Origin of the sequence: Streptomyces sp. NPDC008163 (genome assembly GCF_042956885.1) — a bacterium.
Taxonomy (GTDB): domain Bacteria; phylum Actinomycetota; class Actinomycetes; order Streptomycetales; family Streptomycetaceae; genus Streptomyces; species Streptomyces drozdowiczii_A.
In genome coordinates, this window is sequence record NZ_JBIBHG010000015.1 from 76,639 (window position 1) to 100,309 (window position 23,671).

The 23,671-nt window shown below is 70.1% G+C and carries 19 protein-coding genes; 4 read left to right on the forward strand and 15 right to left on the reverse strand.

Annotated elements, in window-relative coordinates; translation table 11 throughout:
• Positions 1-39: 39 nt before the first annotated feature.
• Entirely contained in the window at positions 40-321 is a 282-nt protein-coding gene (locus ACFZAT_RS28845) for an HPr family phosphocarrier protein (RefSeq protein ID WP_018105371.1), read from the forward strand.
• 183 nt (positions 322-504) lie between these two features.
• Here ACFZAT_RS28845 and ACFZAT_RS28850 read toward each other — a convergent pair whose 3' ends face one another.
• The 4 genes from ACFZAT_RS28850 to ACFZAT_RS28865 form a co-directional block, all read right to left on the reverse strand.
• The gene (locus tag ACFZAT_RS28850; protein WP_391268465.1) at positions 505-1,209 is read right to left on the reverse strand and encodes an FCD domain-containing protein; all 705 of its coding nucleotides are present in this window, start codon (positions 1,207-1,209) and stop codon (positions 505-507) included.
• 211 nt (positions 1,210-1,420) lie between these two features.
• Positions 1,421-2,278 (reverse strand): peptidoglycan DD-metalloendopeptidase family protein, encoded by an 858-nt coding sequence (locus ACFZAT_RS28855; protein WP_391268466.1) that lies wholly within the window; start codon positions 2,276-2,278, stop codon positions 1,421-1,423.
• Between the two features lie 439 nt (positions 2,279-2,717).
• Positions 2,718-4,100 (reverse strand): insulinase family protein, encoded by a 1,383-nt coding sequence (locus ACFZAT_RS28860; RefSeq protein WP_391268467.1) that lies wholly within the window; start codon positions 4,098-4,100, stop codon positions 2,718-2,720.
• 26 nt (positions 4,101-4,126) lie between these two features.
• The gene (locus tag ACFZAT_RS28865) at positions 4,127-5,497 is read right to left on the reverse strand and encodes an insulinase family protein (RefSeq protein WP_391268468.1); all 1,371 of its coding nucleotides are present in this window, start codon (positions 5,495-5,497) and stop codon (positions 4,127-4,129) included.
• A gap of 311 nt (positions 5,498-5,808) precedes the next feature.
• On the opposite strand from ACFZAT_RS28865, the gene ACFZAT_RS28870 reads away from it, so the two are divergent.
• Positions 5,809-8,256, forward strand: coding sequence for a DNA topoisomerase (ATP-hydrolyzing) (locus tag ACFZAT_RS28870; protein WP_391268469.1), 2,448 nt, complete (start codon positions 5,809-5,811; stop codon positions 8,254-8,256).
• A gap of 27 nt (positions 8,257-8,283) precedes the next feature.
• On the opposite strand, the gene ACFZAT_RS28875 is transcribed toward ACFZAT_RS28870, so the two are convergent.
• Together ACFZAT_RS28875 and ACFZAT_RS28880 are read right to left on the reverse strand one after the other, a co-directional pair.
• Positions 8,284-9,384 carry a GTP-binding protein gene (locus tag ACFZAT_RS28875; RefSeq protein ID WP_391268470.1) on the reverse strand — a complete coding sequence of 367 codons (1,101 nt, stop codon included), beginning with the start codon at positions 9,382-9,384 and terminating at the stop codon, positions 8,284-8,286.
• Positions 9,385-9,403: 19 nt separating this feature from the next.
• The gene (locus ACFZAT_RS28880; RefSeq protein WP_391268471.1) at positions 9,404-10,564 is read right to left on the reverse strand and encodes a citrate synthase; all 1,161 of its coding nucleotides are present in this window, start codon (positions 10,562-10,564) and stop codon (positions 9,404-9,406) included.
• Between the two features lie 135 nt (positions 10,565-10,699).
• Here ACFZAT_RS28880 and ACFZAT_RS28885 point away from each other — a divergent pair, with 135 nt between their 5' ends.
• Entirely contained in the window at positions 10,700-11,971 is a 1,272-nt protein-coding gene (locus tag ACFZAT_RS28885) for a citrate/2-methylcitrate synthase (protein WP_391268472.1), read from the forward strand.
• 40 nt (positions 11,972-12,011) lie between these two features.
• Here ACFZAT_RS28885 and ACFZAT_RS28890 read toward each other — a convergent pair whose 3' ends face one another.
• The 7 genes from ACFZAT_RS28890 to ACFZAT_RS28920 form a co-directional block, all read right to left on the reverse strand.
• The gene (locus ACFZAT_RS28890) at positions 12,012-13,031 is read right to left on the reverse strand and encodes a substrate-binding domain-containing protein (protein ID WP_391268473.1); all 1,020 of its coding nucleotides are present in this window, start codon (positions 13,029-13,031) and stop codon (positions 12,012-12,014) included.
• A gap of 434 nt (positions 13,032-13,465) precedes the next feature.
• The gene (locus tag ACFZAT_RS28895) at positions 13,466-15,058 is read right to left on the reverse strand and encodes a cation acetate symporter (protein WP_391268474.1); all 1,593 of its coding nucleotides are present in this window, start codon (positions 15,056-15,058) and stop codon (positions 13,466-13,468) included.
• Positions 15,055-15,498: a DUF485 domain-containing protein gene (locus tag ACFZAT_RS28900; RefSeq protein WP_391268542.1), complete on the reverse strand. Its 444-nt coding sequence runs from the start codon at positions 15,496-15,498 to the stop codon at positions 15,055-15,057. Before ACFZAT_RS28900 ends, ACFZAT_RS28895 begins: the two co-directional genes overlap by 4 nt.
• Before the next feature lie 131 nt (positions 15,499-15,629).
• A complete protein-coding gene (locus tag ACFZAT_RS28905) occupies positions 15,630-16,304 on the reverse strand; it encodes a response regulator (RefSeq protein WP_391268475.1) in 675 nt (224 codons plus the stop codon).
• On the reverse strand, positions 16,301-17,464 hold the full coding sequence (locus ACFZAT_RS28910) for a histidine kinase (protein WP_391268476.1): 1,164 nt from the start codon (positions 17,462-17,464) through the stop codon (positions 16,301-16,303). The genes ACFZAT_RS28905 and ACFZAT_RS28910 overlap by 4 nt, the downstream gene beginning before the upstream one ends.
• Positions 17,461-17,979 (reverse strand): DUF1453 domain-containing protein, encoded by a 519-nt coding sequence (locus ACFZAT_RS28915; protein WP_391268477.1) that lies wholly within the window; start codon positions 17,977-17,979, stop codon positions 17,461-17,463. Before ACFZAT_RS28915 ends, ACFZAT_RS28910 begins: the two co-directional genes overlap by 4 nt.
• Positions 17,980-18,150: 171 nt before the next feature.
• Positions 18,151-20,271: a DNA gyrase subunit B gene (locus ACFZAT_RS28920; protein ID WP_391268478.1), complete on the reverse strand. Its 2,121-nt coding sequence runs from the start codon at positions 20,269-20,271 to the stop codon at positions 18,151-18,153.
• Positions 20,272-20,706: 435 nt separating this feature from the next.
• Here ACFZAT_RS28920 and ACFZAT_RS28925 point away from each other — a divergent pair, with 435 nt between their 5' ends.
• On the forward strand, positions 20,707-20,937 hold the full coding sequence (locus ACFZAT_RS28925; protein WP_018105354.1) for a hypothetical protein: 231 nt from the start codon (positions 20,707-20,709) through the stop codon (positions 20,935-20,937).
• Between the two features lie 104 nt (positions 20,938-21,041).
• Here ACFZAT_RS28925 and ACFZAT_RS28930 read toward each other — a convergent pair whose 3' ends face one another.
• Together ACFZAT_RS28930 and ACFZAT_RS28935 are read right to left on the reverse strand one after the other, a co-directional pair.
• The gene (locus ACFZAT_RS28930; protein WP_391268479.1) at positions 21,042-21,872 is read right to left on the reverse strand and encodes a trypsin-like serine protease; all 831 of its coding nucleotides are present in this window, start codon (positions 21,870-21,872) and stop codon (positions 21,042-21,044) included.
• A gap of 165 nt (positions 21,873-22,037) precedes the next feature.
• Entirely contained in the window at positions 22,038-23,585 is a 1,548-nt protein-coding gene (locus ACFZAT_RS28935; protein ID WP_391268480.1) for an RNA polymerase sigma factor, read from the reverse strand.
• Positions 23,586-23,671 lie beyond the last annotated feature (86 nt).

Consider the following 23,671-nt stretch of genomic DNA (forward strand, 5'->3'; position numbering starts at 1 on the left):
ACTGGTCTAGACAACCGTTGATTCTTGAAGGGCAGAACCATGGCTGAGCGCCGCGTAAACGTCGGTTGGGCCGAGGGCCTGCACGCCCGCCCCGCTTCCATCTTCGTCCGTGCCGCCACGGCCTCCGGCGTCCCCGTCACCATCGCCAAGGCGGACGGCAACCCGGTGAACGCGGCATCCATGCTCGCGGTGCTCGGTCTCGGCGCCCAGGGCGGCGAGGAGATCGTGCTCGCGTCCGACGCGGACAACGCCGAGGCCGCTCTGGACCGCCTGGCGAAGCTGGTCGCCGAGGGCCTCGAGGAGCTTCCGGAGACCGTCTGAGCCCGAGCGGCCGACACCGCCGGAATTCCCACGGGAAAGCCGCGGCCCCCTGCATGGGGCGCCGCGGCTTTTACATGCGCGGGCCGAAGCCATGACGGCCCGGACCGAATAGGCGGCCGTTGAACGGGCCGCGCCTTTTCCGGTTTTTTACACGCGCCTTTCTTTATTTGTACGCGCCCTTTGTTAATTCCGGCCGCTCGCGGTGTTTACGGCATGTTGCGAAGCCCTCACGCGGCCGGCCCGGGGCACGGTGGCGGGGCGGGCGGCGCGGCGGAGCCGGTGCGCGGCTCCGTGGCGTTCGGCGAGCTGCGCGGCCAGGGCCCGCGCCCGCTCCGCGTCCCCGCGCGCCACGGCGTCCACGAGGGCGCCGTGTTCGGCCCAGGCCTCGGCCGGACGGGCCGGCTGCTCGACCGCGTACATCCAGGCGATCTTGTGGCGGAGCTGGGTGAGCAGGGCGATGAGGCCGGGGCTGCCGGATGCCTGGGCCATCGTCTCGTGGAACCAGCCGGCCAGGGAGCGCAGGTCCTCGCCCTCCCCCCGGCGGGCCCGCTCCTGACCGAGCCTGACCAGGCCGCGCAACACCTTGAGGTGGGCGTCCGTCCGGCGCTGGGCCGCGCGGGCGGCGCTCAGCGGCTCCAGGAGCATGCGGACCTCCAGGAGGTCGGCGGCCTCCTGCTCCGAGGGCTCCGCGACGCAGGCTCCGGCGTGTCTCCGGGTGACGACGAAGCCCTCCGACTCCAGGGTGCGCAGCGCTTCCCGTACCGGGACGCGGGAAACCCCGTACCGCCGTGCGAGCACCTCCTCGGTGAGTCGGCTGCCGCGTTCGAAGACACCGGAGACGATGTCGTCACGGATTGCCGTGCATACCGAATGCGCCGGAACACGCATGTCCGAACCTCCGCCTCAATCCCCGCGAACAGCGGCCGATCGACACCTCTGCCGTGACTCTATTGCAATGCGCTCGCATTTCCGATGCCGGGCGGGAATTCATGAATATCTTTTGGTCGCGGCCGGGCGGCCGGAAGGTGTGCGGGAAGGTACGGGAACGGCGAAGGCCCCGGCGGGATGCCGGGGCCTTCGGTGGGGAGCCTGTGACGGGTCAGACGTTGACGCCGTGGGCGCGCAGATAGGCGACCGGGTCCATGTCGGAGCCGTAGGAGGGTGTGGTGCGGGCCTCGAAGTGGAGGTGCGGGCCGGTGGAGTTGCCGGTCGAGCCGGAGAGTCCGATCTGCTGGCCGGCTCCGACGCTCTGGCCGACGGAGACGCCGATCGAGGAGAGGTGGCCGTACTGGGTGTAAGTACCGTCCGCCATCCGGAGCACGATGTTGTTGCCGTACGCCCCGCCCCAGCCGGCCTCCACGACCGTGCCGGCGCCGACGGCGACGACGGAGCTGCCGGACGCGGCATGGAAGTCGATGCCGGAGTGGCTGCCGGACGACCAGAGCGAGCCGCTGGACTTGTACCCGGTGGTCACGTACGAGCCGGCGACGGGCAGCCGGTAGGACGAGCCGAGCGCGGTGCGGGCGGTGGAGCGGCCGGCGCGGGCGGACGCCTCGCGGGCGGCTTTGGCCTTCGCCTTGGCCGCTTCCTTGGCCTTGGCGGCCTTCTCGGCGGCCTTCTTCTTCGCGGCCTCGGCCTTCTTCTTGGCCGCGGCCTTCGCCTTGGCCGCGGCCTTCGCCTTGGCCGCCGCCTTCTTCTCGGCGGCCTCGGCCTGGTGCTGCTGCGCGGTGGCCTGGGCGTCGATCCGGTCGGCGAGGGTGTTCTCGATGGCGAGGAGCTGGGAGAGGCCGGTCTCGGTGGCGGCGGGGGCCGTCCCGGTGTCCGCGGCGAGTGCCGGGGAGGCCAGGGAGCCGATGACACCGCCGGCGGCGAGCGTCGCGACGCCGACGGCCTTGGCGCCGGCGCGCGTCAGGCGGCTCGGGGCACGGTGCTTCCCGGTGGCACGGGTGAACGCCATGGGGTGGCTGGTCCTTTCCTTCCTTCTCGCCTACCGGGTCAGCAGGGGGCACCCCCTGGCCCTTGAGGCCTTGGGGGAGGGTTCGGAGCAGGAAGGTCTCCTACGGACGCCTCGCCCCAGACGGAGCGCGGGCATCCGATTCACCCCAGGGACTGTGGGTCCCCGGCTCCCCGGGCTCGCGCCCGACGGGGACTCGGCGATGGCTGCCCGGTACGTCACGGACGCGTACGAGTGGCGGACAGCGGACCCGACGCTAAACGGACGGACTTCCCGTCACCAAACGGACACCGGGCTTTGTAGCGCATCCCACAGGTCCGATCGGCATCTTCATGCCCAAAGGGTGTGGAAGTGGGGAAAAGGGATGAGTCGCAGGAGGAGGGTCCGGCGCGACCGTGCGCCGGACCCTCCTCGTCGCCTGTTCGGCGGGCGGGGCGACCGGTCAGCCCGTGACGACCGACACCTCTCCGATGCCGAGTGCCCTGACCGGCTCCTCGATGCGCGAGGCGTCACCGACCAGGACCGTGACCAGCCGGTCCACCGGGAAGGCGTTGACCACGGCCGCGGTCGCCTCGACAGTGCCGGTCTCGGCGAGGCGGGCGTACAGCGTCGCCTGGTAGTCGTCCGGGAGGTGCTGCTCGACCTGGTCGGCGAGGGTGCTCGCCACGGAGGCCGCCGTCTCGAACTTCAGGGGGGCGACGCCCACGAGGTTCTGCACGGCCGTTTCGCGCTCGGCGTCCGTCAGGCCCTCGGCGGCCAGCGTCCGCAGGACCTTCCACAGGTCGTCCAGCGCCGGTCCGGTGGATTCCGTGTCCACGGAACCGCTGATGGCGAGCATCGCGGCGCCCGTCGCACCCGAGCCGGAGTCGGCGGCGCCGGAGCGGAGCACCTGGGCGAAGGCCCGCACGCCGTAGGTGTAGCCCTTCTCCTCGCGCAGCACCCGGTCGAGCCGGGAGGTCAGCGTGCCGCCCAGGCAGTAGGTGCCGAGGACCTGGGCGGGCCACACGCTGTCGTGGCGGTCGGCGCCGATGCGGCCGATCAGCAGCTGCGTCTGCACCGCGCCGGGGCGGTCCACGATGATCACGCGGCCTGTGTCGTCGGCCGTGATCGGCGGGACGGGGCGGGGCTCGGCGGTGTTCCCCGACCAGTCGCCGAGGGTCTCGGCGAGCAGCGCGTCCAGGTCGATGCCGGTGAGGTCGCCGACGACCACGGCGGTCGCGGTGGAGGGGCGGATGTGCGCGTCGTAGAAGGCGCGCACGGCCGCGGCGTCGATTCGCTGGATGGTCTCCTCGGTCCCCAGGCGCGGGCGCGACATGCGGGCCGTCGCCGGGAAGAGCTCCTTGGAGAGCTGCTTTGCCGCCCGGCGGGCCGGGTTGGCCTGCTCGTGCGGGATCTCGTCCAGCCGGTTGCTCACCAGGCGCTCGATCTCGCTGTCGGCGAAGGCCGGCGCCCGCAGCGCCTCGGCGACCAGGCCGAGCGCCTTGGCCAGGCGGGAGGCCGGGACCTCCAGGGAGACGCGGACGCCCGGGTGGTCGGCGTGGGCGTCGAAGGTGGCGCCGCACCGCTCCAGCTCGGCGGCGAACTCCTCGGCGCTCTGCTTGTCGGTGCCCTCGGACAGGGCCCGCGACATGATCGTGGCCACGCCGTCCAGTCCCTCGGGCTCGGCGTCCAGGGGGGCGGCGAGGAAGATCTCGACGGCGACGACCTGCTGGCCGGGGCGGTGGCAGCGCAGCACGGTGAGGCCGTTGGGCAGCGAGCCGCGCTCGGGCGCCGGGAAGGCCCAGGGCCGGGCCACGCCGGGAACGGGCTGGGGGTGGAACTGCATCGAAACTTCAGTCGCGGCAGCGTCGGTCACTGGTCCGCCCCTTCGTGCGCGTCGGTGTCGGTGGCGGCGTCGGCCTCTTCGTCGGCCTCGGCGGGCTCGACCGGTTCATAGACCAGGACCGCCCGGTTGTCGGGCCGCAGCTGCGCCCGCGCGGCGGCCTTGACCTCCTCGGCCGTGACGTCGAGCACCCGGTTCACGGCGGACAGTGCGAGCTGCGGGTCGCCGAACAGCACGGCATACCGGCACAGTTCGTCGGCGCGGCCCGCGACCGTACCGAGGCGGTCGAGCCATTCGCGCTCCAACTGGGCCTGGGCGCGCTCCATCTCCTCGGCCGTCGGCCCCTCCTCGGCGAACCGGGCCAGCTCCTCGTCCACGGCGGCCTCGATCTCCGTCACTTCCACGCCGCCGGACGTCTTGACGTCCAGCCAGCCCAGGGAGGGCGCCCCGGCGAGCCGGAGCAGTCCGAACCCGGCGGCCACGGCCGTACGGTCGCGCCGGACCAGGCGGTTGTGCAGCCGGGACGACTCGCCGCCGCCGAGCACGGTCAGGGCGAGATCCGCGGCGTCGCACTCTCGGGTGCCGTCGTGGGGCAGCCGGTAGGCGGCCATCAGGGCGCGCGCCGGCACCTCCTCGCGTACCTCCTCGCGCAGCTGGCCGCCCATGATCGTGGGCAGCGAACCGTCGCGCGGCGGCTGCTTGCCGTCGTGGGAAGGGATGGAGCCGAAGTACTTCTCGATCCAGGCGAGGGTCTGCTCGGGGTCGATGTCGCCGACGACCGACAGCACCGCGTTGTTGGGCGCGTAGTACGTACGGAAGAAGGCGCGGGCGTCCTCCAGGGTCGCCGCGTCCAGGTCGGCCATGGAGCCGATCGGGGTGTGGTGGTACGGGTGGCCCTCGGGGTAGGCCAGCGCGGTCAGCCGCTCGAACGCGGTGCCGTACGGGACGTTGTCGTAGCGCTGGCGGCGCTCGTTCTTGACGACGTCGCGCTGGTTCTCCATGGACTCCTCGTCGAGCGCGGCGAGCAGCGAGCCCATCCGGTCGGCTTCGAGCCACAGGGCCAGCTCCAGCTGGTGCGTGGGCATCGTCTCGAAGTAGTTGGTCCGCTCGAAACTGGTGGTGCCGTTGAGCGAGCCGCCGGCGCCCTGCACCAGCTCGAAGTGTCCGTTCCCCTTGACCTGGCCGGAGCCCTGGAACATCAGGTGCTCGAAGAGGTGGGCCAGGCCCGTACGGCCCTTGACCTCGTGGCGTGAGCCGACGTCGTACCAGAGGCACACCGCCGCGACCGGGGTCAGATGGTCCTCGGAGAGCACCACGCGCAGGCCGTTGGCCAGACGGTGCTCGGTCGCTGTCAAGCCGCCGGAGCCGGCCTGGGCTGTGGCCGTGTGACCCATGGGCATGTACGTCCCTTCGATCGCGCTACTGGATGTCCCTTTGAAGAAGCAGCTGCGGGAGGCTGCTTCGAAAGGTTGCTTCAAGACACCCGCCACTGTATGCAAGCGAACCGGCACCTGCCGAAGTTCCCGTGCGGCGAAGCTGCGAGCGAAATTCCCCGGAAGGTGGTCCTCCGCCCCCTCGGGACGGACGGCGCGGGCCCTTTGGGACGGGTCGAGGTCGGGGTTGTCAGTGCGGCGGTCCACAATGGACCGCGTCAGAACCTGAGGGAACCTGAGGTTGCCCGCTCGAAATCCGTGAAGGAGTCGCAGCAGCGATGGCCCGCCGCAGCACGAAGACCCCGCCGCCGGTCGACTTCGAGGAGAAGATCCTCGACATCGACGTCGTCGACGAAATGCAGGGCTCCTTCCTCGAGTACGCGTACTCGGTGATCTACTCACGTGCCCTCCCGGACGCCCGTGACGGCATGAAGCCGGTGCACCGCCGCATCGTGTACCAGATGAACGAGATGGGCCTGCGCCCGGACCGCGGCTTCGTGAAGTGCGCCCGGGTCGTCGGCGAGGTCATGGGCAAGCTGCACCCGCACGGCGACGCGTCGATCTACGACGCGCTGGTGCGCATGGCCCAGCCGTTCTCCATGCGACTCCCCCTCGTCGACGGGCACGGGAACTTCGGCTCCCTGGGCAACGACGACCCGCCGGCCGCCATGCGGTACACCGAGTGCCGGATGGCCGACGCGACCTCGCTGATGACGGAGTCGATCGACGAGGAGACGGTCGCCTTCCAGTCGAACTACGACGGTCAGGAGCAGGAGCCGGTCGTCCTCCCGGCGGCGTACCCCAACCTCCTGGTCAACGGCACGACCGGGATCGCGGTCGGCATGGCGACCAACATGCCGCCGCACAACCTGGGCGAGGTCATCGCCGCGGCCCGGCATCTGATCAAGCATCCGGGCGCGGACCTGGAGACGCTGATGCGGTACGTCCCCGGTCCCGACCTGCCGACGGGCGGGCGGATCGTGGGCCTCGGCGGCATCAAGGACGCGTACGCCAACGGCCGCGGCTCGTTCAAGATCCGGGCCACGGTCGCCGTGGAGAACGTCACGCCGCGCCGCAAGGGCCTCGTCGTCACCGAACTGCCCTTCACCGTCGGCCCCGAGAAGGTCATCTCCAAGATCAAGGACCTGGTCTCGGCGAAGAAGCTGCAGGGCATCGCGGACGTCAAGGACCTCACGGACCGTTCGCACGGCCTGCGCCTGGTCATCGAGATCAAGAACGGCTTCGTGCCGGAGGCGGTGCTGGAGCAGCTCTACAAGCTGACGCCGATGGAGGAGTCCTTCGGCATCAACAACGTGGCGCTGGTCGACGGCCAGCCGCTCACGCTGGGGCTGAAGGAGCTGCTGGAGGTCTATCTCGACCACCGCTTCGACGTGGTCCGCCGGCGCAGCGAGTTCCGCCGGACCAAGCGCCGCAACCGGCTGCATCTGGTCGAGGGCCTGCTCGTCGCGCTGGTCGACATCGACGAGGTCATCCGGCTCATCCGGTCCAGCGACAATTCGGCGCAGGCGAAGGAGCGGCTCATGGAGCGCTTCTCGCTGAGCGAGATCCAGACGCAGTACATCCTGGACACGCCGCTGCGGCGGCTCACCCGCTTCGACCGGATCGAGCTGGAGAGCGAGCGGGACCGGCTGGACGCCGAGATCGCCGAGCTGACGACGATCCTGGAATCGGACACCGAGCTGCGCAAGCTGGTCTCGGCGGAACTGGCAGCGGTCGCGAAGAAGTTCGGCACGGCCCGGCGTACGGTGCTGCTGGAGTCGGCCGGTTCGCAGGTCGCGTCGGTGCCGCTGGAGGTGGCGGACGACCCGTGCCGGGTGCTGCTCTCTTCGACGGGCCTGCTGGCCCGTACGGTCAACGACGAACCGATCGTCGTCGGCGACGGCAAACGGTCCAAGCACGATGTGATCGTCTCGGCGGTGGCGGCGACCGCTCGCGGTGACGTCGGGGTGGTGACGTCCAGCGGACGGCTGCTGCGGCTCGCGGTGATCGATCTCCCCCAGCTGCCGGACACGCACGCGGCGCCCAACCTGTCGGGCGGGGCGACGGTCGGCGAGTTCCTCACGCTGGAGGCGGACGAGGAGGTCGTCTGCCTCACCACGCTGGACGAGGCGTCACCGGGTCTCGCCATCGGCACGCTGCAGGGCGTCGTCAAGCGCGTCGTGCCGGACTACCCGGCCAACAAGGACGAGCTGGAGGTCATCACCCTCAAGGACGGCGACCGGATCGTCGGTGCGGTGGAGCTGCGGACGGGTGAGGAGGACCTCGTCTTCATCACCTCGGACGCGCAGCTCCTGCGCTATCCGGCCGCGCAGGTGCGCCCGCAGGGGCGACCGGCCGGCGGGATGGCGGGCGTCAAGCTGGGGGCCGGTGCCCGGGTGCTCTCGTTCGCGGTCGTGGACCCGGCGGTGGACGCCGCGGTGTTCACGGTCGCCGGTTCGCACGGCACGCTGGACGACTCGGTCCTGACCTGCAAGCTCACCCCGTTCGACCAGTATCCGCGCAAGGGCCGGGCGACCGGTGGGGTGCGCTGCCAGCGGTTCCTCAAGGGCGAGGACGTGCTGGTCTTCGCCTGGGCGGGCGCGCTGCCGGCCAGGGCGGCGCAGAAGAACGGTGCTCCGGCCTCACTGCCCGAGCCCGACCCGCGGCGCGACGGTTCGGGGACGCCGCTGGAGAGCCCGGTCGCGGTGATCGCCGGCCCGGCGTAGGGCGTCCGGCCCGGCGGCGGGGGCGCCCTACGCCTCGTCGTCGCCGGGCTGTTGTACGTAACGCAGGACGCCCCACATGGCTCGCTCGTGTGCGGCGTCCTGCCGCGTTTCCCCGGCCGGGCCCTCCGTGACTGCGCAGCGTTCAAGTTCCTCGCGCAGGGCCGGTGCGTCGATGCCGGAGCCGATCAGGACGAGTTGGGTCCGCTTCGGTTCGCCGCGCGTCCAGGGCCTGGGGGTGAACCGCAGGAACCTGCCGACGGCATGCACCCCGTAGACGTTGCCGGGGTCGCCCGCGCCGAAGTCGACGTACCCCTTGATGCGGTACAGCCCCTCGGGCCGTGAGTCGAGGAACGTCATCAGCCTGCGGGGGTCCATCGGCACGTCGGAGTCGAAGTCGACGCTCTCGTACGCGGTGTGCAGATGGCCCCCGTGGCCCTCGGCGTCCTCCGCCGCGCGCTCCTGCAGGTAGAGGTCCTCGAAGGTGAGCTGACGGGCCTTCTCCTCGGCCTCGGGCCGCAGCGCCGGGTCGAAGAGCAGCTCGGGGTCGATGCGTCCGAACGCGGCGGGGATGACCACCGCGGTACTGCCGGTCTCCGCGACAGCCTTCCGGACGCGGGCACACTCCTCGTTCCCGGCCCGGTCCGTCTTGTTGAGCACGACGAGATCGGCCACCGCTAGATGGCGGCCGATCTCCGGATGACGCTCCCGGGTCGCCTCGAACTCGGCGGCGTCGACCACCTCGACCAGTCCCCCGTACACGATGTGCGGGTTGTCGCTGGCGAGGATCATGCGGACGAGCTCCTGCGGCTCGGCGAGGCCGCTCGCCTCGATGACGATGACGTCGAGCCGGGCGGAGGGCCGGGTCAGGGTCTCCAGGTAGGTGTCCAGTTCGCTCGCGTCGACCGCGCAGCACAGGCAGCCGCCGCCCAGCGACACGGTGGACCCGACCTGTCCGGAGACCGTCATGGCGTCGATCTCGATGGCCCCGAAGTCGTTGACGATCACGCCGATCCGGTTGCCCGCACGGTGGAGCAGGAGGTGGTTGAGCAGCGTCGTCTTGCCGGATCCCAGGAATCCCGCGAGGACGATGACCGGGATACGGGGGTGGTGGGGCGACGACGGGCTCAACGGGGGCCTTCCTGCGGGGTCAGACTGCCGGGACCGGCTGGGGCGGGGGCGGACCGACGTAGCGGGCCGCCGGGCGGATGATCTTCGAGTCCTCCGCCTGCTCCAGGATATTGGCGCTCCAGCCCACGACCCGCGCCGTGCAGAAGGTGGGCGTGAACATCTCGCGCGGCAGTCCGCACAGCTCCATGACGACCCCGGCGTAGAACTCCACGTTGGTGTGCAGCTCGCGCCCCGGCTTCAGCTCGGCGAGGATCGCCTCCACCTGGCGTTCCACCTCGACAGCGAAGTCCACGAGCGGACCGCCGAAGCCCTGGGCGACGGACCGCAGCATGCGGGAGCGGGGGTCCTCGGTGCGGTAGACCGGGTGGCCGAAGCCCATGATCCGGTCGCCGGCGAGGACCCGTTCGCGGATCCAGCCGTCGATGCGGTCGGGGGTGCCGATCGCGTCGAGCGTGTCCAGGGCGCGGCTGGGGGCGCCGCCGTGCAGGGGGCCGGAAAGGGCTCCGACAGCGGCCACCAGGCAGGCGGCGACATCCGCTCCGGTCGACGCGACGACCCGTCCGGTGAACGTCGAGGCGTTGAAGCCGTGGTCCACGGTGGAGATCAGATACTGCTCGACCGCCCTGGCCCGCCCCTCGTCCGGGACAGAACCGGTCAGCATGTACAGGTAGTTGGCCGCGTGCGGCAGGTCGGCGCGTGGCTCGACGGGTTCGAGGCCCTGGCCGAGGCGGTGCAGGGCGGTCAGCACGGTGGGGACGGCGGCGCAGACCGCCAGGGCGTCGGCCCGGCGCCGGTCCGCGTCGATGTCGTACACCGGCCGGAATCCGGCCGACGCGCCGAGCAGGGAGAGCGTCGTGCGCAGCCCGGACAGCGGTCCGGACACCGCGCTCGCACGCGCTATGGCGGGCAGCGCGTCGCGTACGGCATCGGGCAGTACGCGCAGGGCGGCCGTGCGGGCGGCGAAGTCGGCGCGGGCGACCGGGCCGGGCAGCTCGCCCTCGGTCATGAGATACCAGACGTCCTCGAAGCTGCGGGCCTGCGCCAGCTCGACCGCCGAGTACTGGCGGTAGTGGTAGAAGCCCTCGCGGCCGCGGACGTCCCCGAGCGCCGTATCGGTCACGACGACACCCGCGAGACCTCGGGGGACATCGAGCGGTGTTCCGCCGGTCATGGTCGTCATTGCTTCCTCCGTGGACGGTCGGGTGACTCCTTGATGTTGATTCGACTGTCCATGCATGACTGTATTTCTGTCAATGTTGATTCGATCAACATGAATACATGGATACCGAGGTCGGCATATGGATACGGTGGCGGCATGACGGAGCGATCAGAGGCGGACGGACAGCGGCTCACAACGCGGGAGACGGCCGAGCGTCTCGGGGTGAAGCCCGAGACCGTGTACGCGTATGTCAGCCGAGGCCAGCTGAGCAGCAGCCGGGTGCCGGGCGGACGCGGCAGTACGTTCGACGCGGCGGAGGTCGACGCGCTGGCCCGGCGCACGGGGCGCAGGGAGACGGCTCCCGCCACGGGCGAGCCGGCCGTCCGCACGGGCATCACCCTCATCACCGACAACCACTACTACTTCCGGGGCGTGGACGCGACGGAGCTGGCCGAGTGCCATTCGTACGAGGAGGTCGCCGAGTGGCTGTGGACCGGTGAGCTGCGCGCGGGCGTCCGCTTCACGGCCCCGGGGCAAGCGGTGGAGGCGGCCCGGCGGGCGGTCGGAGCGCTACCGGTGCACTGCGGACCGACGGACCGGCTCCGAGTGGCCGTGGTGGCCGCCGCTGCCGCCGACCCGCTGCGCTTCGACCTGTCGCGCGAGAGCGTGCTCGGCGGTGCGCGCAGCCTGATCCCGACGCTGGTCGCGGCACTGCCGACGGCTGGTGGCCGCGAGCACGGCGCGGTGGATCCGGGCGAACCCGTCGCGCTCTCCGGTCTGGCTGCCCAACTGTGGCCGAAACTCACCGCTCATCGACCCGACGAACCGTCACTCGCCGCGCTGGACACCGCGCTCGCGCTGCTGATCGACCACGATCTGGCCGCCTCTACGCTGGCGGCCAGGGTCGCCGCATCCGCTCGGGCGCATCCGTACGCGGTGGTGTCGGCGGGGCTGGGCGTGCTGGAAGGGCCCTTGCACGGAGCGGCGAGCGGTCTGGCCCACCGCATGCTGGCCGAGGTCCTGGAGCGCGGGGGCGCGGCGCCGGTGGTGGCGGACCATCTGCGGGCCGGCCGCCGGGTGCCGGGACTCGGGCACCGGCTGTACACGGACGAGGACCCCCGCGCCCGTACGCTGTTCGGCCTGCTCGAACGGGTTCCGGAGGCCGGACCGGCGCTGGCCGCCGCCCGCGATGTGGTCGCGACTACCGCGCGGGACGTCCCTCTGCATGCCAACGTCGACCTGGCCCTCGCCGTGCTCTCGGTCGCCTCGGGCATGCGCGCGGAGGCCGGGGAGACGGTGTTCGCGATCTCCCGTACGGCGGGGTGGATCGCGCATGCGCTGGAGGAGTACGGCGAACGCCCGCTGCGGATGCGCCCCAGCGGGCACTACACCGGCCCTCGGCCGCCTCAGCCACTCCCGTCCCCGTAAGTACGCAATTGGCAGCTTCCGGGGTGCAAAATCCCGACGGTCAGCGGGAAGTCGTACGCGGAGGCTGGGCCGTGGAACCCCGGACGACCAGCTCCGGTTCGAAGAGGAGTTCGTCCGACGGCACCGCGCGACCGCCGATCTGCACGGAGAGCAACTCCACGGCGGCCCGCCCCATGGCCTCGATCGGCTGCCGGACGGTGGTGAGCGGGGGCTCGGTGCAGTTCATGAAGGCCGAGTCGTCGTATCCCACGACGGACACGTCGTCGGGCACCGACAGGCCCCGTCGCCGCGCCGCGCGCACGGCTCCGAGGGCCAGCGGGTCGCTGGCGCAGATGAAGCCGGTGACGCCCTCGTCCAGCAGCCGCGCGGCGGCGGCCTGCCCGCCCTCCAGTGAGAACATCGCCCGGGTCACCCACTCGTCCGGGATGGTCGTGCCGGACTCCTTGGCGAGCACGCGGGCGGCGGCCAGCTTGCGCTGCGAGGGCATGTGGTCCGAGGGGCCGAGGACCAGGCCGATGCGCTCGTGGCCCAGTGACACCAGATGGCGCCACGCCTGCTCGACGGCCACGGAGTCGTCGCAGGAGACGCAGGGGAAGCCGAGATGGGCAATGGCCGCGTTGATCAGAACGACGGGGATCTTGCGGTCGGCCAGCACCTTGTAGTGGTCGTGCGGGGCATCGGCCTGGGCATAGAGACCACCGGCGAAGACCACGCCGGAGACCTGCTGCTGCAGAAGCAGCTCGACGTAGTCGGCCTCGGACACGCCCCCCTTGGTCTGGGTGCAGAGGACCGGCGTGAGGCCCTGCTGGGCGAGCGCGCCGCCGACGACCTCGGCGAAGGCGGGGAAGATCGGGTTCTGCAGTTCGGGCAGGACGAGGCCGACCAGGCGGGCCCGTTCACCGCGCAGCTGGGTCGGGCGCTCGTAACCGAGGACGTCCAGCGCGGAGAGGACGGCCTGCCGCGTGGCGTCGGAAACGCCCGGCTTGCCGTTGAGCACCCGGCTGACCGTGGCCTCGCTGACTCCAACCTTCTGTGCCACCTGAGCAAGTCGTCGCGTCATACGCGCAAGATTAGCGCAAGAAACGCAAGCAGATTGCGTGGGGGCGGAATCAGAGACGAATTTCAGCAAGTCCCAGCGGGCCGCCGCTCCACGCCCTCACCGGCGCCACCGTACCCGTCACCGCCCGGCCCAGGCACCCCTCGGGGCATGAGTCGAACTGCCCATACCCTCAAAGACATGAACGAGTTCGAAGGAGGCGACGGCCGGCACCTGTCCCTGGCCAACGGCGGTACGGCGGTGTTCGTGGACGTCCTGCCGGGGCCGCAGGAGGCCGCTAGGCCCTGTCGTCACATTGCCGTCGTCCGCCCGGAGGGCGGGGCCGGGCGGCGTCAGGTGCGTGCTCTCGGCGTGCGCCACCGCGTCCTGAACTGGCTTCCGTTCTGGGAGGAGTGCGTGTTCTGCACGGATGGTGTCTGCCGGTCCGGGCCTGCGGCTCAGACCGCCCCGGCCCCGGTCATCGCACGCACCTCGATCTCCGCGTGCTTCGCCGCGTCCGGTGGTTCGTTCGCGGTGACGGTCCCGACCCAGCCGGCGAGGAAGCCCAGTGGAATGGAGACCAGGCCGGGATTCTCCAAGGGGAAGACCTGGAAGTCGACACCGGGGAAGAGTGCGCTGGGACTGCCGGAAACGACCGGGGAGAGCACCACGAGCAGCACGGCGGGGATCAGCCCGCCGTAGACGGACCAGACCGCCCCGCGCGTGGTGAAGTTCCGCCAGAACAGCGAGTAGAGCAGGACCGGGAGATTGGCCGACGCGGCGACGGCGAACGCGAGCCCCACCAGGAACGCGACGTTGAGATCCTGGGCGAGCAGGCCCAGCCCGATGGCGGCCACGCCGATGCCCGCCGCCGCCACCCGGGCGACGGCCACCTCGCTGCGCTGCTTGGTGCCGGGCCGCTTGAGCGAGGCGTAGAGATCGTGGGCGACGGACGCCGACGAGGCGAGGGTGATCCCGGCGACGACGGCCAGAATGGTCGCGAAGGCGACGGCGGCGACCACGGCGAACAGGATCGTCCCCCCGGTGGAGCCCTCTCCCCCGCCCAGCACCATGGCCAGCAACGGCACCGCCGTGTTCCCCGCGGCATTCGACTCCCGTACGGCGGCCGAGCCGACCAGGGCGGCAGCCCCGAACCCCAGCACGATGGTCATCAGGTAGAAGCTGCCGATGAGGCCGATGGACCAGACGACGGACCGACGGGCGGCGCGGGCGGTGGGAACGGTGTAGAAGCGGGACAGGATGTGCGGCAGCCCCGCCGTGCCCAGCACCAGGGCGAGGCCGAGGCTGATGAAGTCGATGCGCGCCGTCCAGCTCCCGCCGTACCGGAGACCGGGCGAGAGGAAGTCCTTGCCGTACCCGCTGCGGTCGGCGGCGGAGTTGAGCAACGCGTTGAAGTTCCCGTGGAAGTGGACCAGCACGAGCACGGTGAGCACCACGGTGCCCGCCATCAGCAGAACGGCCTTGACGATCTGGATCCAGGTGGTGGCACGCATCCCGCCGAGCGAGACGTACACGACCATGAGCGCTCCGACACCGACGACGGTCCAGGAACGCGCGGCACCACTCGTACCGCCGAGAAGCAGCGCCACCAGACTGCCGGCGCCGACCATCTGCGCCACCAGATAGAGCACGGACACGGTGACCGACGACGTCCCCGCGGCGATGCGGACCGGGCGCTCCGACATCCGGGCCGCGACCACGTCGGCGAGCGTGAACCGGCCGCAGTTGCGCACGAGTTCGGCGACGAGCAGCAGAACGACGAGCCAGGCGACCAGGAAGCCGACCGAGTACAGCATGCCGTCGTAGCCGAAGAGGGCGATCAGCCCGGAGATGCCCAGGAAGGATGCGGCGGACATGTAGTCGCCCGCGATGGCGAAACCGTTCTCCATGGGCGAGAACAGTCGGCCGCCCGCGTAGAACTCCTCAGCCGAGCCGTGCCTGTTGCGGCTCACCCACGTGGTGATGCCCAGGGTGACCGCGATGAAGGCGCTGAACAACAGCAGCGCCAGGGTCTGGTGGTCGCCGCTCAACGCCCGGCCCCCCGTGTCATCTCCTGCGTCTCCCAACGCAGATCGAGCGCCGCCCGGTCTCTGCGCAGCCGCGCGTGCCGGGCGTACGCCCCGGTGAGCAGGAACGTCGTCAGGAACTGGCCGAGCCCCACCACCATCGCCACATTGACCGCCCCGGCCACCGGGCGCGCCATCAGCCCGGGCGCGGTGACCGCGGTGACGACATAGGCGAGGTACCAGACGAAGAAGGCCGCGGTGGCGGGTACGACGAAGCGCCGGTAGCGACGGCGCACCTCCTGGAACGCCTCGCTGCGCTGCACCTCCAGATAGATGTCGGCCGCGCTGTGGCCACCGCGTGGTGCGGTCGGCCCGGGCACCGCGGCGGACGTGGTGCCGGCCGCGCCGCCCGGCTCCCCCCATCCGGAGGTCAGCGCGTCGTCCCACGGGTCGTCGAGCCGCATCGCCGCGGACTCGCGCCCTGCTTCCTTCTCCACCGAACAACTCCCCTTGTCCACGGACCACTTCGGCCGCATATCCAAGAATGGTCAGATGGGGAAGATCCAGGGCACTTCATTCGTGAGACTTCACCTCTTCAGGTGAAGGATCTCCCGGGTGGGCGCACCATCCCCCGCATGTACGCATAGCGCACCGCCTGAGCCCGGTCGCGCAGGCCCGCCTTGGCGAAGAGGTTGTTGATGTGGCTCTTCACCGTGGCCTGAGAGATGTGGAGGGCGCGGGCGATGTCCGCGTTGGACATCCCCTCGGCGATCAGGACCAGCACCTCGGCCTCCCGGGGAGTCATCCCGTCAGGCGGCTCCGGCTCACCACCACCGGTCCCGAGTGGCCCCTCGGTCACCTGCTCCAGGAGCCGGCGCTGCACCGTCGGCGAGAGCCCCGCCTCACCCGAGAGCACAGCGTGGACGGCCCTCACGATCTCGTCGCCCCCGGCGTCCTTGGTGAGATATCCCCGTGCGCCCGCCCTGAGCGCGGGGAACAGGGAGTCGTCGTCCGCGAAGGTCGTGAGCACCACGACCTGCGTGCCGGGGAACTCCTCACGGATACGCCGGGTCGCCTCCACCCCGTCGCAGCGGGGCATCCGCAGGTCCATCAGCACCACGTCCGGCGCGTGCTCGGCCACCTGCGCGACCGCTTCCTCCCCGTCCTTCGCCGATCCGACCACCTCGATGCCGGGCAGCAGGCCGAGCAGCATGACGATGCCCTCCCGTACCACCGCCTGGTCGTCGGCCACCACCACCCGCGCCGTCACGCGGGCACCCGCAGACTCACCACGAACCCCTCCTTGCCCGGACCTGCCTCCAGCGTGCCGCCCAGCAACTCGGCCCGCTCCCGCATCCCGAGCAGACCGTATCCGGAGCCGCTGACAGCCAGGTCCCCTTCCGGACTCCGCCCTCCCGAGTCCTTGACCTCCAGCACGACGAAGTCGGGCTGGTACTCCAGCCGGAGCCGCACCCTGGCTCCGGGCGCGTGCTTGCGCACGTTGGTCAGGGCCTCCTGCGCCACCCGGCGGACCGCTTGCGACGCCTGGGCGGTCAGTGCGCGCCGCTCCCCCTCGACCCTGATCTCGGCCGGCTCATCCGTCGCCAGCTGCCTCAGGAAGTCCTCCACAGGTGACACCTCGCCCCGTAGCGCGGAAAGCGCCTGACGGGTCTCGGAGAGGCCCTCCCGGGCCATCGACCGGGCAGCGACCACCCGTTGCAGAACCTGATCCCTGAACTCCCCGGCGGGCTCTCTCTCGATCAGCAGGCGCGCGGCCTCCAGATGCACCAGCTGCGCGGAGAGGCTGTGCGCCAGCACATCGTGGATCTCCCGGGCGATCCTGGCACGCTCGTCCAGCGCGGCCCTCTCCGCCTCCGCGACCAGGGCCGCCCGTTCCTGGGTGAGCAGCCGTTGCGCACTGCCACGGGCCTCGGCGTCCAGCCGGAGCACGTACCCGGCGAGGCAGAGGCCGACCGTGGTCACCGCGGTGGTCGGCCAGTCCTCGGTATCGACCACAACATAGGCGCCGAGGGCCACCGCTGTCGCCGGCACTCCCGCCACCAGGGGCAGCCGCTCCAGAGCGGCGACGGCGCAGGCGCACCAGAGCACCGTCGCGGGCACCGTCGCCCCCGCCTGCCCCGCCCCGAATCCGGCCAGCATGAGCATCCCGAGCAGACCGAGCGACGGCCACAGGCGGTTGTCGAGACTCGTCCGGAAGAAGGCGACAGCGAGCAGTGCGCAGACGAGCACCCCGATCAGCCCGACGGCGATCTCCCAGGGACCGAACAGCCCGTTGGTGAAGGTCCCCCACAGCATCAGAGTGAGCAGGCCGGCCCGCACGGACCAGGCGATCACGCTGTGCGAGCGTCTGCGGGTGTCCCGGGCGAGCGCCTCCCTCGACGGCCAGCTCGTCCAGGCATCGGGTGTCACACGCGGTCCTTCCACTCCTGCCGCACCGCGGCACCGCCGACGAGCCCACTGCGCGGCCCGGATATCGCTGCGACCCGGCGTGCCAGCAGCCCTTCCCGGACCAGCAGAGTCGCCGCGAGAGCCACCATGAGCGCGGGGGTGCCCTGACGCACGCCCAGCACCGCCGCGACGCCGTACAGAGCCGCCCGCAGGGCCAGTCCGCAGACCCAGACCAGAGCCGTGGACCTGGTCCCCTTGCTCCACAGGGAGCCGTCCTCGGCGCGCCAGACACGGGATGTCCACGCCCATCCGGCACCCGTGACCAGACCGACGAGGAGCTCGGCGCCCAGGACAAGGGCCGAGGTTATCCGATGGTGGGGGTCGAGAAGTCCGGGCTCCCTCAGGGCCATGAAGCACAGAACGCCGGGGAGCACCCACCAGCGGCGGCCGCCGGAGATCCGTTGCGCCGAGCACTGGCGGACCACGACGAGGACGATGACCGCGATGATCACCAGGGCATTGACGAGCCCGGACATGGGCGCCTCCGAGATGCGAGAAGTTCTGCATCTCCGAAGCTACGGAAGAGCCTCGCCGAGTAGATCGGCTCCCGGGTGGATCATGGGTGGAGATGTCGTCTCCACCCACGGGTGGAGACGACATCCGGGACCAGCCGTCGCCGGAACGCCGGCCGGGCCCCGGAGCGACGCTCAGACGTCGATGCGCGAGCGGTCCAGCGTCGCCGCCGAACTGGTGATGAACTCCTTGCGCGGGGCCACTTCGTTGCCCATCAGCAGGTCGAAGACCTTCTCGCTGGACTCCAGATCACCGATGTTGATCCGCCGCAGCGTGCGGTGACGGGGGTCCATCGTCGTCTCCGCCAGCTGGTCGGCGTCCATCTCGCCCAGCCCCTTGTAGCGCTGGATCGAGTCCTTGTACCGGATGTTCTTGCGCTGGAGCTCCAGCAGCCGCTGGCGCAGCTCGTTGTCCGAGTAGGTGTAGATGTACTTGTCCTGGCCCTTCTTGGGCTGGACAAGTTCGATCCGGTGCAGCGGCGGCACGGCGGCGAAGACCCGGCCCGCCTCGACCATCGGCCGCATGTACCGCTGGAAGAGCGTCAGCAGCAGGATCCGGATGTGGGCGCCGTCGACATCGGCGTCGACCAGCAGAACGATCTTGCCGTACCGCGCGGCGTCGATGTCGAAGGTACGCCCGGAACCGGCTCCTATGACCTGGATGATCGCACCGCACTCGGCGTTCTTCAGCATGTCGGAAACCGACGCCTTCTGAACGTTGAGGATCTTGCCGCGGATCGGCAGGAGCGCCTGGAACTCGCTGTTCCGGGCGAGCTTCGCCGTGCCGAGCGCGGAGTCGCCCTCCACGATGAACAGCTCGCTGCGCTCAACGTCGTCGCTGCGGCAGTCGGCGAGCTTCGCCGGCAGCGATGACGACTCAAGCGCCGTCTTGCGGCGCTGGGCGTCCTTGTGCTGGCGGGCCGCGATCCGGGTGCGAGCAGCCGCCACCGCCTTGTCGAGAACAGCCCTGGCCTGCGCCTTCGCGTCCCGCTTGGTGGAGGTCAGGAACGCCTTGAGCTCCTTGGCCACGACATTGGCGACGATCCGGTTGGCCGCAGAGGTGCCGAGCACCTCCTTCGTCTGGCCTTCGAACTGCGGCTCCGCCAGGCGTACGGTCACGACCGCGGTGAGGCCCTCGAGGGCATCGTCCTTGACGATGTCGTCCTCGGCCACGCGCAGCAGCTTCGCGGAACGCAGCACCTCATTGACCGTCTTGGTCAATGAGCGCTCGAAACCGGTCACGTGGGTGCCGCCCTTGGGGGTGGCGATGATGTTGACGAAGGACTTCACATTGGTCTCGTACCCGGTGCCCCAGCGCAGCGCGATGTCCACGCCCAGCTCACGGGTGACCTCGGTAGCCGTCATGTGTCCGCGATCGTCCAGGACCGGGACGGTCTCCTTGAACGTGCCCTGCCCGGTCAGACGCAGCACGTCACAGACGGCCTTGTCCTGGGCCAGGTATTCACAGAATTCGCTGATGCCTCCGTCGAAGCGGAAGGTCTCCTCCGTCTTGCCCGAACCGTCCAGGCCGCGCTCGTCGCGTACGACGATGGTCAGGCCGGGGACGAGGAAGGCCGTCTGGCGGGCCCGCTGGTGGAGCGTCTCCAGACCGAGCTTGGCATCCTTGAGGAAGATCTGCCGGTCGGCCCAGTACCGCACCCGTGTGCCGGTGCGCGTCTTCGGGACGCGCTTGCCCTTGCGCAGTCCGTTGGCCGGGTCGAACGGGCTGTCCGGGCCCTGCTCGGTGAAGATCCCCGGGACACCGCGCCGGAAGCTGATCGAGTGGGTCGCGCTGTTGCGGTCGACCTCGACGTCGAGCCTGGCGGAGAGGGCGTTGACCACGGAGGCGCCGACGCCGTGCAGCCCGCCGGACGCGGCGTAGGAGCCGCCGCCGAACTTGCCTCCGGCGTGCAGCTTGGTCATGACGACCTCGACGCCGGAAAGGCCCGTCTTGGGCTCGACATCGATCGGGATGCCCCGGCCGTTGTCCCGGACCTCGACGGAGTTGTCGTCGTGCAGTACGACCTCGATGTGATCGCAGTAGCCGCCGAGGGCCTCGTCGACGGAGTTGTCGATGATCTCCCAGAGGCAGTGCATCAGACCGCGGCTGTCGGTGGACCCGATGTACATGCCCGGGCGCTTGCGAACCGCTTCGAGCCCCTCGAGTACGAGCAGGTGCCGCGCGGTGTAGTTGGAACCGTCTCGGTCTGCTCCGGTCAGCAGCGCAGTGGACGGCACGGACGTATCGGCGGTCACGCGGTTCGCTCCTCGCTGAATTTCATTTGGGGCCCTGTGGGTCACGGGCTCGGCTTCGGTGCCGCTGTGAGGGTACCGATGCCTGGTAGAGCGGGTGAAACGCCACCCTAGAAGAACCTCACCCTAAACCAGGCTCGCATGCATGTTCGATCCCCTCGTAGGGGTGACGTGCACATCACGTTCCCTTCCAGGCATGAACCATTTAGGCTCCGGGCACGTCCTCATGAACAACCCGGCAAGCCAGCCGGCCCGGACCGACCCAAGCCAAGCAACGCGAAACCGTAGCGCCACGCAATACGGCACATTCGCCGCGAACCGGCAACAGACAGCCATACCGAGAAGAAGTTTCGAAGAAAAGCCACGAGCGGGAACGTTTTCGGCCTGGTTGGATGTTGACCCTGGTACGACAGCTCGTCGAGCTAGAGAAGAGGCGACGTGACTACTGTTCTGACCCCCGCGAGCCCGCTGACCGCAGCAGACCGCTGTGACCGTTGCGGCGCCCAGGCATATCTGCGCGTCGTACTCATCAGTGGCGGTGAACTGCTCTTCTGCGCCCACCACGGTCGCAAGTTCGAGCCGGAACTCAAGAAGATCGCCGCGGAAATACAGGATGAGACGGACCGGCTGACGGCCGTGCAGGCCCAAGCCGCCGAAGAGGAACACTGACACCTCTGCATCCACGACGAGCCAGGGGCCGGTCCCGACCGGCCGACGGGCGGCCTCCCCGTGAGGGAAGCCGCCCGTTCTCGTACCTGCGGAGCCCGCGCCGGTCAGCCGGCGTTCGCCATCCAGCCGATGGCGGCGGAGATCCGCGTATAGACACCGGGGCTGCCGGCGCGACCGCAGCCGTTGCCCCACGACACCAGCCCCACGAGCCGCCCCTGGGCCACCAGAGGCCCTCCGCTGTCTCCTTGGCACGCGTCGTACCCACCCTCGGGTTCGCCCGCGCAGAGCATCGATGAGGCGTCGTACGTACCGGTGCTGCCGCCCGGGTATGCCTGCTCGCACGAGCTGTCGGGCAGGATGTCCACCTGGGCGGACCTGAGCGACGACGCGTAGTCGCCGTATCCCGTGGTGTCACCCCACCCGTACACGACCGCGGGAGTACCCGCCCGGTACGCCGAGTCACCGGCCTCGGCCAGGGGAATCGTGCTTCCTTCGGGCAGTGCCTCGGAGAGGGTGAGCACCGCGACGTCCCCGCTGTTGGTGTTGGCGTCGAACCCGGGGTTCACCCACGTACTGCTGACCGGGATCTCCTTGCCACCCGTGCCGTTCAACTCATCCCGACCGGAAATGATCCGCAGATCGCTCACCTGGTCCACGTCGGTGCCCAGCGCCTCACGGCTCAGGCAGTGGGCAGCGGTGAGCACCTTCTTCGGCTCCACCACGACGCCGCCACAGAACTGACCGGCCCGGGTACCCCCGAACCGGTCACGGCTGGACAGCGCCACCACCCAGGGACTGTCCGCCACGTGAGCCGGTTGGCCGCCGATGACGATGCTGTCGGCGACCGCCGCAGCGGGAGAGGCGAGCGGTATCACAACCGTGGTGGCGGCAAGGGCGAGCGCCCCGGTCAAGGTGCGGACGACAGTGCGGGACATGCGTACTCCTGACTCTGTGATGGACCATGCCTACCCAGAGTCATTCCAGCGACACTGATGCGCACCTCCGCCGCGCACCTCACCTGGAAATCGGTACGCCACGTAGTGCGGGCCCGGATCCCAGGGGGGATCCGGGCCCGCACTACGTGGTGACGCCGCTGCGGCCTAGTCGAGGTAGTCGCGCAGAACCTGCGAGCGCGACGGGTGGCGCAGCTTGGACATGGTCTTGGACTCGATCTGACGGATGCGCTCTCGCGTCACTCCGTAGACCTTGCCGATCTCGTCCAGCGTCTTCGGCTGCCCGTCGGTGAGGCCGAAGCGCATGGAGACCACGCCCGCCTCACGTTCGGACAGCGTGTCCAGTACCGAGTGGAGCTGTTCCTGGAGGAGCGTGAAGCTCACCGCGTCGGCCGGGACGACCGCCTCGGAGTCCTCGATCAGGTCACCGAACTCGCTGTCCCCGTCCTCACCCAGCGGGGTGTGGAGGGAGATCGGCTCACGGCCGTACTTCTGGACCTCGATGACCTTCTCGGGGGTCATGTCGAGTTCCTTGGCCAGCTCCTCCGGAGTGGGCTCGCGGCCCAGGTCCTGGAGCATCTGGCGCTGGACACGGGCGAGCTTGTTGATGACCTCGACCATGTGCACCGGGATACGGATGGTGCGTGCCTGGTCGGCCATGGCGCGGGTGATCGCCTGACGAATCCACCAGGTGGCGTACGTGGAGAACTTGTAGCCCTTGGTGTAGTCGAACTTCTCCACCGCGCGGATCAGGCCGAGGTTGCCTTCCTGGATCAGGTCCAGGAAAAGCATGCCGCGACCGGTGTAGCGCTTGGCCAGCGACACCACGAGACGGAGGTTGGCCTCCAGCAGGTGGTTCTTGGCGCGGCGGCCGTCCTCGGCGATGATCTCCAGCTCGCGCTTGAGCTTGGGGGCGAGCTTGTCGGAGTTCGCCAGCTTGTCCTCGGCGAAGAGACCCGCCTCGATGCGCTTGGCGAGCTCGACCTCCTGCTCGGCGTTGAGGAGCGGGACCTTACCGATCTGCTTGAGGTAGTCCTTGACCGGGTCGGCGGTGGCACCGGCGACGGCGACCTGCTGCGCGGGCGCGTCGTCCTCGTCGTCGTCGGAGAGGACGAAGCCCTTGTTCTCGCCCTCGCCCTCCTCTTCCTCGCCCTTGCCGGCCTTGACCTCTTCGACGACGTCGTCGCCGTCGAGGATCTCCTCGTCCTGCTTGCCGGCCTTCTTGGCAGCCGTCTTCTTGGCCGCCGTCTTCTTCACGGCGGTCTTCTTGGCGGCCGTCTTCTTGGCTGCGGCCTTCTTCGCGGGCGCGGCCGCGGGAGCCTCCTCGGCCGCCGGGTCCGCGGGCTCCGCGGACGGGGCAGCGGGCGCCGCCACAGTCCGCGTCACCGTCGTCTTGGCCGCGACGGTCTTGGTGGCGGTGCGCTTGGCCGGGCTCTTCGCTGCAACGCTCTTGCGGGCGCGCTTCGACGGCTCCGCGGCACTGACCATCAGCGTCACACCCTCTTCCTCGAGGATCTGGTTGAGGCTGCGCAGAACGTTCTTCCACTGGGTTGGCGGAATCTGGTCAGCCTCGAAGGCCCGACGCACGTCGTCGCCGGCGATCTGCCCATCAGCCTTTCCCCGCTCAATGAGCGCCATCACAGATTCGGACTCGGCGATCTCCGGCGGGAGCGTACGGGATGTGCTGGCCGACACGAACAACCTCTCGGAACGATGGAAACGGCTTCCGGCCCGGCCCGGGAGAGGGCTGGAACCGACGACCGACGGGCGGGGAATGCACC